The organism is Paraburkholderia tagetis (assembly GCF_022213065.1).
GTDB lineage: Bacteria > Pseudomonadota > Gammaproteobacteria > Burkholderiales > Burkholderiaceae > Paraburkholderia > Paraburkholderia tagetis.
On the sequence record NZ_JAKLJA010000090.1, the window covers coordinates 1 to 8,952 of the forward strand.

Consider the following 8,952-nt stretch of genomic DNA (forward strand, 5'->3'; position numbering starts at 1 on the left):
AAACAGCTCCACGCCGATGATAGTGCGGATTGCCCGTGTGAAAGTAGGTAATCGTCAGGCTCCTTATGCAGTACGTCCAGAACCCCGGTCGCTCCGAAAGAGCACCGGGGTTCTGGCGTTTGCGCGCGGGAGCGCGGGAGGTTTCAGCAGGCGTGCCAAACTCTCTCAGGGTCGCCCAAGATCGTAATGACACAATCATTCTCACGGCTGGCAAGCGCAGCCGCGCAAGAAGAAAGCACACCGAGTGCGTGGGGACCATTTGAGGGCCCCGGGCGTTAGCTCAGTGTCTGCGATGCATACGATCGAGCACGTGATGCTCGACTAGCCAGTGGTGCATCATGCCTTCACCGTCGTGCTCCTGCTTGTAGGCACGCGATTCAAAAATCGATAGCCCGAGCAGAACCAGCAGACCGACAGCAAGACCGATCAGACCCGCAATAGTTTCGGCATCCATGGCAGCCTCCTTCGGTTGCAGCCATGTAAGCATCTTAGGACAGAGCCAGACAGAAAAAAATAGCCATGATCGCGAGCCGTTAAATGTACGAGTCACACGTTAGACTGCTGCACAGCAACATTTTCTAGGGAGTTTACGTTGATGTCACGTGCCTGGCTGGTCATCTCAATGGCCATACTGCTTTCCGCTTGTGCCAATGATGGTACGAGCAAGCATCATGGGCCGCCGCCCCATGATCCTGCGGATTATCACGGTGTTCCGACCGACGATCGTCCTCCGATGATGATCGAAACGCCGCCGGCGCAATAACTCGTCAGCGGACGGCAACTAGGCGCCTCAGGGCGCCTGTTGCACTTTGACGGGTTGAATAGCGCCAGTGATGCGGGGTAATAACGGGGACAGGGTCAAGCCACGCGCCGCCATGAAGATCAGCAGCGCGATCCAGAGCCCGTGATTGCCGAACGGGCCAACGAGCGCCCACGAAGCGCCGAGGAAGATGACCAGCGAGACGGCCATTGCCTGCATCAACTCGCGTGTGCGCGTGGCGCCGATGAACACACCGTCGAGCAGGAAACCCCACACGGAAACGAGTGGAGAGAGCGCTGCCCACGGCAGAAAGGCTTGCGCGGCAGCGCGCACGGCGGTTTGATCGGTCAACTTGTCGATGATCCACGTGCCGGCGCCCCAATAAACCGCCGAAAATCCGAATGCACCCAGTGCTGCCCAGAACAGGTTCACCTTCACTGCTTGCCGAAAGGCGTCGCGATCGCGGGCGCCGATCGCCGCGCCCACGAGCGCTTCAGTCGCGTGAGCGAAGCCGTCGAGCCCGTACGCCATGAAAGTCTGAAAATTGAGCAGCAGCGCATTGGCTGCAAGGATCGCATCGCCTTGCCTTGCGCCCACATGCGCAAACCAGCCGAATGATCCCAGCAGGCACATCGTCCGCAAAAAGATGTCGCGATTGATTGCCACGAGACGCCTGAGCGCCTCCGGCTCGACGACCGTACGCCACGCGAGCGGCGCCAGGCCGCGCGGCCGTAGACGCCAAAGTACCGCAGCGCCGAACGCGAAGCCAATGGTGTCTGCAGTGGCCGTCGCTGCGCCAATTCCCGCAATGCCCCAGCCCAATCCGTAGACATAAGCGAGCACGGCAATCACATTGACGACGTTGATGAGCACCTGTGAAAGCAGCGCGATACGCACACGCTGTGTGCCAAGCAGATAGCCGAGCACGACATAGTTCGCTAGCGCGAAGGGGGCAGAGCCAATGCGCGCATGGCAATAGAGACGTGCATTGTGCTGTACTTCGTCGCTGCCGCCGATTAGCTTGAGAACATGGTGGATCAGCGGCGACTGCATCAGCAGGATCAGTGCGCCGATGCCGAAGGCGAGCAGCAGTGCTCGCACGACGTTTGCAAGCAAGGCGGACTGGTCGTCAGCGCCGAAGGCTTGCGCGACGAGCCCGGTGGTGCCCATGCGCAGGAAGCCGAAGCCCCAGAAGACGCAGTTGAAAAAGAGGCCGCCCAGTGCCACCCCGCCAAGATCCGCCGCGCTGCCCAGATGACCGGCGACAGCGGTATCGACGGCGCCAAGAATGGGCTGAGTGAGATTCGCGAGGACGATTGGAAACGCGAGCACCAACACGCGCCGATGCCAGCCACCGCGCGTTGGAAGTGCCAGATTCTCGCTCAACGACGTTCCTGCACGCAGACCCACGGTGAAACCACGACAGCCCAAAGCTCCGGCTTGCGGGCGGTGTAGTCGGCGGCGGTCGATGCCTGCATGCGCTCGACGAGGCCGGCGGAGAGCCATTGCGTCACTTGTGCGCTGTCGTCGGTTGCGATGGCTTCGGCGACGCTCACGAGGTCCAGGTCGCGCGCGACCGCGAGCAACTTACCCTGTGCGAAAAATCGTTCGAGATCCTGCCAGTCTATCTTGGCTGTCTCGCCGAGCAACTTGGTATAGAGCGGGCTAGGAGTGGTGTCGTCGGTAGTCATGGTGTTGGGCTTTGAGTTGCGGCCGTTACTATAAACGATAGGCTGCGGGCGGGCGGCCTGCTGACTGACGCAGGTGTTGAGTGTCGATCGAGGGATCGAGGTACGCCAGCACGACGCACGCAAGCGGAATAGCCGAGCATGCTAATATCTGGCACAAAATGCATATAATATCGGTCTGTGATTAATAATCGGACAAAAGCATAAACAGGCGAATGCGCAAAACGTCTGAGAAAAGACGTCAATCGCGAGCTCAAAATCCGGTGTTTCAAAAAGCCCGCTCCCGCGAATAATTGCATTTATTTGTGCGCTCGGACACCAAATGGTGAGGCAGGCGCACGGTTCCAAAGTGCAATATTGCAGTGCGGGATAATGATGCGTAAAGCGCTTCCATCGGAACGCTTGAGGGCACGCTGAAACGCCCACTGCGCAAGCCTTTATGCTATTTCCCAATGACCGTGAAAAGCACGCTGCAGTGCGCCTTTTTAGGCGCTAATACCGTAGTGCTGGCGCGCTGATTCGTCATCGGAAATTGACGCTGCCCATAATCCGTGCGCCGCGACACATTTTCGATCTAATTAAGTGATTGCGTCGTCAGAGGCGCGTTGATAGATTGCCACTCGGCGCATGGTAAACCGGTCCTTTGCCGATATGCGCCAAACCCCCGTTAGCCCGGCATCATGCCGGGCTTTTTTTGCGCTTTTCCATGCAGCGTCAGGAGCGAGCCTTGAAGGTATTGTCCTGATGAAACCGATCAGCGCGGCGGCAAATCGCGAGCCGGATCGATCGAGCGTCCCTGATAACGCAGCTCGAAATGCAGCATCACGCGACTACTGTCGCTGTTGCCCATTTCGGCGATCTTTTGCCCCTGCGCCACGCTCTCACCTTCCTTCACGAACAACGCCTGATTGTGCGCGTAGGCCGTGAGGTATTCACCGTCGTGCTTGATGATCAGCAGATTGCCGTAGCCGCGCAGGCCATTGCCGGCGTACACGACCGTGCCGGGCGCAGCGGCAACGATGGGCGTACCGGCACCGTTGGCGATGTCGATGCCCTTCGAGTCGCGCCCGTCGAAGTTGCGGACCACCTGACCCGTGGTCGGCCAGACGAGCGAAATGGTCGAGGCGGGTGCTGTCGCCGTGCTTGTGTTGTCCGGAGTGTCCGGGGTGTTCGGGCGCGGCGCGGTGCGCTGTGCGGCAGCCGACGAGCCGCCCGGCGGCGCGACGCGCAGCACCTGGCCGACTTCGATTGCATCCGGGTTCGGCAGATTGTTCCAGCGCACGATATTCGAAACCGACTGGCGGTTGCTGCGCGCGATTTTGCTGACCGTGTCGCCGCGCTCCACGCGGTAGAACCCGGGGCCGACTGGCGCCGATCCGCACGCCGCGAGCAGCGCGACGAGCGCCGCGCATGCAAAACGTCTAAATCCCTTTGCCAACGTTGAACCTCGCAAGACGCTGCCGGCGGCTTATCCCGGAAGGGGCCGTACCGGCAAAGCATTCAATTCTAGCGGGTTTGGCGTTGCGCCTGCGATTTCCACCGACGAATCGGCCAATGACTGTCGACAGGTGGGAGCGTGTGGCGGCAACGCCCCGCATATCAGCCGAGCGTCTCGAGGTGCAAGCGCAAGGCGGCGGTTTCGGTTGCGCCCGGCGCGAGCCAACGCAGGCCGAGGCCATTGTGGATCGCATCGGGCAGGCCAAGCCACGGCTCGACGCAATAGAAATCGGAGTCGGCAGCTTCGGTCCAGGTCGTCACGGCGTACCAGGGGAGCGAGCCCGGTCTATGGAGGTCGATCGTGACCGCATGTTTGAGTCCGGGCGCGATCAATCGAGCCGCCGGTACTGGTGATGACGGCTCGAGCACGTGAAAGCGGTCCTGAATGCGGGCATCGTCGAGGCGATACAGCGGCTCGCCGGGCTCCGGGGCGCTGATCGCACCATCGGGCAACTGATGGCGGCGCTGCGTCGGCGGCAGGTCGAGCGTGCTTTGCGCGCGCTGTCCGTGAGGCAGCTCGAAGTAGAAGTGATGGCCCGCATACCAGGGCATAGGCGCGTCGCCGGTGTTCGTCGCGGTGAGCACGACGTCGAGCGTGCGCTCGTCGGCGAGCCGGTAGGCGGCCTCGAAGCGAAATGCGAACGGATAGCCGCTGCGCGTGGCCGCGGAGTCCACCAGCGTCATGCTCACGCCGCGTCCGTCGGCGTCGACCTGGGCGGTGAACGGGAGATCGCGAGCGAAGCCGTGCGTTGGCAGATCGCGTACGACGCCTTGGGCATCACGCCAGCGACCGATCTGGCCATCGACGAAATGGCGCCCGAGAAACGGAAAAAGCAGCGGATTGCCGCCACGCACGCGCGCCGGTTGATCCCAGTTCGCGTTGTCGGGCCAGCGGATGACGGACTTGCCGTCGACGTGCCACGAGAGCAATCGCGCACCGGCCCACGGTGCCAGGCGCAAGGTCGAGGCGCCGCTGGTGAGTTCGAGGATGTCCTGTTGAGGGTTTGATTCCATGGGCGGGCGTCGAGTCGAGAAGGGTGGAGGGAACAAAGGCGAGGCTGCGCGCAAAGCCGTGACTGCATCGGCGCTCAAGGCGCCCGGGGATTGTGCGCCGCTTTCAGATGCGTGAAAACCCTTGTCGGGAAATCGTGGGTGTTGCGCAAGCTTGAGCTCGCCCATAATCGCGCTGAATCGTGCGATTGCGCACGTGGCAATGAAGAAGGAGGGCGCCAAAATGGATCTCGCCATGGCGATGGGCATGGGACTGTTCAGCTTGTTTATCGGGAGCAGTGCGTACTTCTTCTACAAGATCGCCCGCTGATCGCTCACTCAGACCGAGCGTCGGGTTACGAATCTTTCGATATTCTTTCGTCGGACTTCGCGCCGGCTTTCAGCTCATATCCTCCCTCTCGCGAACAGGCCATCCACCTGGCTTCTTCGCGTTCAAGCCGTCCGTCATTCCGTTGCACGAATCCTGTTTTCATCTACGCTATTTTGTTGCAACGCGGTAACTTTTCAGACAAATGAGTCTCGATGCTTGGCGCTGTAATACGGCCCAGTCATAATCGGTGCGCCTTGCCGCACCGTCCCCGCGATGGTCCGGCACTCTGTCCAACCATCCCGAGGATCCCCCGAGTGAGTCTCTCGTTCCTGTTTTTTCTGAGTGTGCTGCAAGGTGTCACGGAGCTTTTCCCTGTCAGCAGTCTCGGCCATACCTTGCTCGTGCCGCCGCTCTTTGGCATGCATATCGACAAGCATGCGCCGCAGCTCCTCCCGTTCCTCGTCGCGCTGCACCTGGGGACGGCGGTCGCGCTGCTCTGGTATTTCCGCGCGCGCTGGGTCGCGCTCATCAGCGGCTTCTTCGCTTCGCTCGCGGGTCGCAAGAACGAAGACGGCCATATGATGTGGGCGCTCATCATCGGCACGATTCCGGCTGGTCTTGTCGGTCTCGCGCTCGAAAAGCGCATCGAGGTGATCTTCCATGACCTGCGGATCGTTGCCGCGGCGCTGATGGTAAACGGCGTGCTGCTGTGGTTCGGCGATCGCCTGCAACGGGCACGCTCGCATCGCCCGCCCGAGAAGCTCACGTTTCGCCAGGCATTTCTCGTGGGCCTCGCGCAGATCGGCGCGCTGATTCCCGGCTTTTCGCGCAGCGGCCTGACGATGATCGCCGGCAACGCCGCGGGCCTCACGACCGAAAAGGCCGCCGAGTTCTCGTTCCTGCTCGGCACGCCGATCATCTTCGCGGCAGGCGTGCTCGAACTGCCCAAGCTCTTTCATGCCCACGACCAGCTCATGACGGCCTTGGTGGGTGGCGTGCTGACCGGCATAGCCGCCTGGCTGAGCGTGAAGTTCCTGATGCGCTATTTCGAAGGGCGCGGCCGCCTGGCTTCGTTCGGGTTGTACTGCGTGATCGCGGGCGCGGTCTTCCTCGGCTGGTTCGTGATGCATCCGCAGCCGGTTTGATGGATTTGACGGATTGACGGTTTGTCTGGTCGGCAACCGCATGGCTGCGGGCGGCGCGAAACCTCAATCGGGCAGGGCTGGTGCGGGCCGGACGAGGTATAATCCACGCCCGTCTGCGTCCGCGCCTTTGGTGCGAGCCGGTACAAGCCGCGTTTCGGTTGCGTAATGCGCGCGCCGGCCTCGCAGATCACTCACGCGACAGTAGCTCAGCTGGATAGAGCATCGGCCTTCTAAGCCGAGGGTCGGGGGTTCGAGCCCCTCCTGTCGCGCCAATGTTTTCAAGCACTTAGCCCGGTCATTGCGACTGGGCTTTTTGTTTTCTCGGGACCGTGTAATCGCCATGTAACCGGATTTCATTAATTCCGGTCTCTGCGAGCATGTCGTCGGGGTGTTACCGCGTGCCGGTGGCTAGCGCCCTTTGTGCCTTCCAAGGTGCGACCACGAGCGGCGGCCCTGTAAAATCCGGTTTCCACTGAGCAAGTACAGATGAAGGGGCGCATGGCCGGAAAGCTGAAAACCTGGGCGCGATCGGTCAAGCGTGACGCCCATGCTCTCTACCTCGCGGCAAAAGACACCAGGGTGCCTTGGTATACGAAGGCGCTAGCCGTGTGCGTTGCGGGTTACGCACTGTCGCCTATCGACCTCATACCAGACTTCATCCCGGTTATCGGGTATCTGGACGACGCGATTCTGGTACCACTAGGTATTCTGGCGGTCGTCAAACTCATCCCGCCCGCGATTATGGCCGAACACCGCGCGGCGGCGGCTCTTGCTGCGGAACGTCCCGTAAGCCGTCTAGTGTTCCGTCCCAGAAATAACCTTGCGTAAATTCACATTGCTTTATGATCGAGCCATAGTGGAAAGGAGGCGATCATGGGGCGCAAGGGAATCGAGGTTGAGGTGTCGGAACTGGAGCGAGAGCAATTGTTATCGATGAGCCGCTCGCGTTCGTTGCCTCATTCGCTGGTGCGCCGAGCAAAGATTGTCTTGATGGCAGCTGACGGTCATACGAACCAGGAAATCGCGATGCAATGTGAAGTAACGTCGCCCGCGATCACGCACTGGAAGAAGCGGTTTGTCGCGCATGGGCTCGCCGGTTTGCATGATGAAGCACGCCCGGGGCGACCGCGCGCGCATGACGATGAAGCCGTGGCGGAGTTGCTGGCGAAGGTGCTGCATGAGAAGCCGGACGGGGCAACGCACTGGAGTGTGCGTTCTGCTGCTGCTCAAACGGGTATTTCGAAGAGCTCGGTGGCCCGGTACCTGTCGCTGTTCGGTGTGCAACCTCATCGCTCGAAGAGCTTCAAGCTTTCTACTGATCCGTACTTCGTCGAGAAGGTCCGCAATATTGTCGGGCTGTATCTGAGCCCGCCGACCAACGCCTTGGTGCTGTGTGTCGACGAGAAGAGTCAGTGCCAGGCGCTGGAGCGTACGCAGCCGGTGTTGCCGATGGGGCTGGGCTATCTCGAAGGTGTTACGCACGACTATATACGGCATGGCACGACAACCCTGTTTGCTGCGCTCAATACAGCAACGGGCGAGGTCATCGCGCAATGCAAGTCGCGTCATCGACATCAGGAATTCCTGGGATTTCTGAATCACATTGACCAGGCGGTTCCGGAGGATCTTGACGTGCATCTGATCGTCGATAACTACGCAACGCACAAGCACCCGAAGGTCAAGACATGGTTGGCGAAGCACCCGCGTTATCACATGCATTTCACGCCGACGTATTCGAGCTGGCTCAATCAGGTGGAGCGCTGGTTTGGCCTGATCACGCAGCAGGCTATCCGGCGCGGTTCCTTCAGAAATGTGCGCCAGCTGATTGCCAGCATCGAGCGCTATGTCGAGCAGTACAACCACCACAAACGTCCATTCGTCTGGACGGCAACCGCCGATTCCATCCTTCAGAAAGTGGCTCGGCTATGCAAAGTTATTTCTGGGACGGAACACTAGCTGCCGTTGTCATTGCGTTGGTCTGGGCTGCGTCCGTCGCGCTGACAGCGTGGCTTGGCTATCGATATTTCTCTGCCTGACCGGCTCCCGAACGCGTTTGGTCAGGCACCGGCGATCAGGATGCAGGTGGCCGTGAGCACGACGAACGAGACGAGCAGGCACAGGATGCCGCCGCGCAGCATGGTTTCGGACCAGCGCGGCGTGCCGCCGAGGCGGATGGCGAAGTGCGGGACGGATGGAGTGGAGGGGGCGGGCTGTGGCTTGTGCGTATGCTGGGCGATCATGGCCATGAGCCCGATGGACAACAGAGCCAGCATCACGGCAAAAATCCGAAGGGCGATGGTGTAAGTCATGACAGAGAAAGCCTGTTGGGACGTAAGCGATTGACTTGCAAAGCTTATGAGTCGCATAGCGGCATCGCTATCGGACCAATCCGAAACGCGTTCGAATCCAGTCGGAAAATCAGGGCAATCGCATGAAGCTCAAAGGCCGAGGATCTTCTCGCGGTACGGATCACTGGCGCTGGCTTTGAGCCTTCGGTTTTTCAGCCCAGCTTTGGTGGTCGTATCTCGTTTGAGCAGATTC

9 protein-coding genes, 1 tRNA gene and 1 pseudogene are annotated in these 8,952 nt (G+C 60.5%); 5 read left to right on the top strand and 6 right to left on the bottom strand.

Annotation, left to right across the window (positions count from 1 at the left end; translation table 11 throughout):
- Window positions 1-280 precede the first annotated feature (280 nt).
- The 5 genes from L5014_RS37935 to L5014_RS37955 form a co-directional block, all read right to left on the bottom strand.
- Complete coding sequence (locus tag L5014_RS37935) at window positions 281-454, bottom strand: hypothetical protein (RefSeq protein WP_238468993.1); 174 nt, start codon at window positions 452-454, stop codon at window positions 281-283.
- 336 nt (window positions 455-790) lie between these two features.
- Window positions 791-2,146: an MATE family efflux transporter gene (locus L5014_RS37940; RefSeq protein WP_238468994.1), complete on the bottom strand. Its 1,356-nt coding sequence runs from the start codon at window positions 2,144-2,146 to the stop codon at window positions 791-793.
- The gene (locus L5014_RS37945; protein ID WP_238468995.1) at window positions 2,143-2,451 is read right to left on the bottom strand and encodes a DUF2288 domain-containing protein; all 309 of its coding nucleotides are present in this window, start codon (window positions 2,449-2,451) and stop codon (window positions 2,143-2,145) included. Before L5014_RS37945 ends, L5014_RS37940 begins: the two co-directional genes overlap by 4 nt.
- Before the next feature lie 751 nt (window positions 2,452-3,202).
- Window positions 3,203-3,886 carry a peptidoglycan DD-metalloendopeptidase family protein gene (locus tag L5014_RS37950; RefSeq protein ID WP_338019398.1) on the bottom strand — a complete coding sequence of 228 codons (684 nt, stop codon included), beginning with the start codon at window positions 3,884-3,886 and terminating at the stop codon, window positions 3,203-3,205.
- Between the two features lie 161 nt (window positions 3,887-4,047).
- The gene (locus tag L5014_RS37955) at window positions 4,048-4,959 is read right to left on the bottom strand and encodes an aldose epimerase family protein (RefSeq protein WP_238468997.1); all 912 of its coding nucleotides are present in this window, start codon (window positions 4,957-4,959) and stop codon (window positions 4,048-4,050) included.
- A gap of 151 nt (window positions 4,960-5,110) precedes the next feature.
- Here L5014_RS37955 and L5014_RS37960 point away from each other — a divergent pair, with 151 nt between their 5' ends.
- From L5014_RS37960 to L5014_RS37980, 5 genes and pseudogenes are all read left to right on the top strand, one after another.
- On the top strand, window positions 5,111-5,266 hold the full coding sequence (locus L5014_RS37960) for a hypothetical protein (protein WP_238468998.1): 156 nt from the start codon (window positions 5,111-5,113) through the stop codon (window positions 5,264-5,266).
- Between the two features lie 314 nt (window positions 5,267-5,580).
- Entirely contained in the window at window positions 5,581-6,411 is an 831-nt protein-coding gene (locus L5014_RS37965) for an undecaprenyl-diphosphate phosphatase (RefSeq protein WP_238468999.1), read from the top strand.
- 195 nt (window positions 6,412-6,606) lie between these two features.
- Window positions 6,607-6,683, top strand: a tRNA-Arg gene (locus L5014_RS37970).
- A gap of 247 nt (window positions 6,684-6,930) precedes the next feature.
- Window positions 6,931-7,209, top strand: a pseudogene (locus L5014_RS37975) (YkvA family protein); the annotation flags it as partial.
- Window positions 7,210-7,284: 75 nt separating this feature from the next.
- On the top strand, window positions 7,285-8,367 hold the full coding sequence (locus L5014_RS37980) for an IS630 family transposase (RefSeq protein ID WP_238469000.1): 1,083 nt from the start codon (window positions 7,285-7,287) through the stop codon (window positions 8,365-8,367).
- A gap of 101 nt (window positions 8,368-8,468) precedes the next feature.
- Here L5014_RS37980 and L5014_RS37985 read toward each other — a convergent pair whose 3' ends face one another.
- Window positions 8,469-8,720, bottom strand: coding sequence for a hypothetical protein (locus tag L5014_RS37985; protein WP_238469001.1), 252 nt, complete (start codon window positions 8,718-8,720; stop codon window positions 8,469-8,471).
- Window positions 8,721-8,952 lie beyond the last annotated feature (232 nt).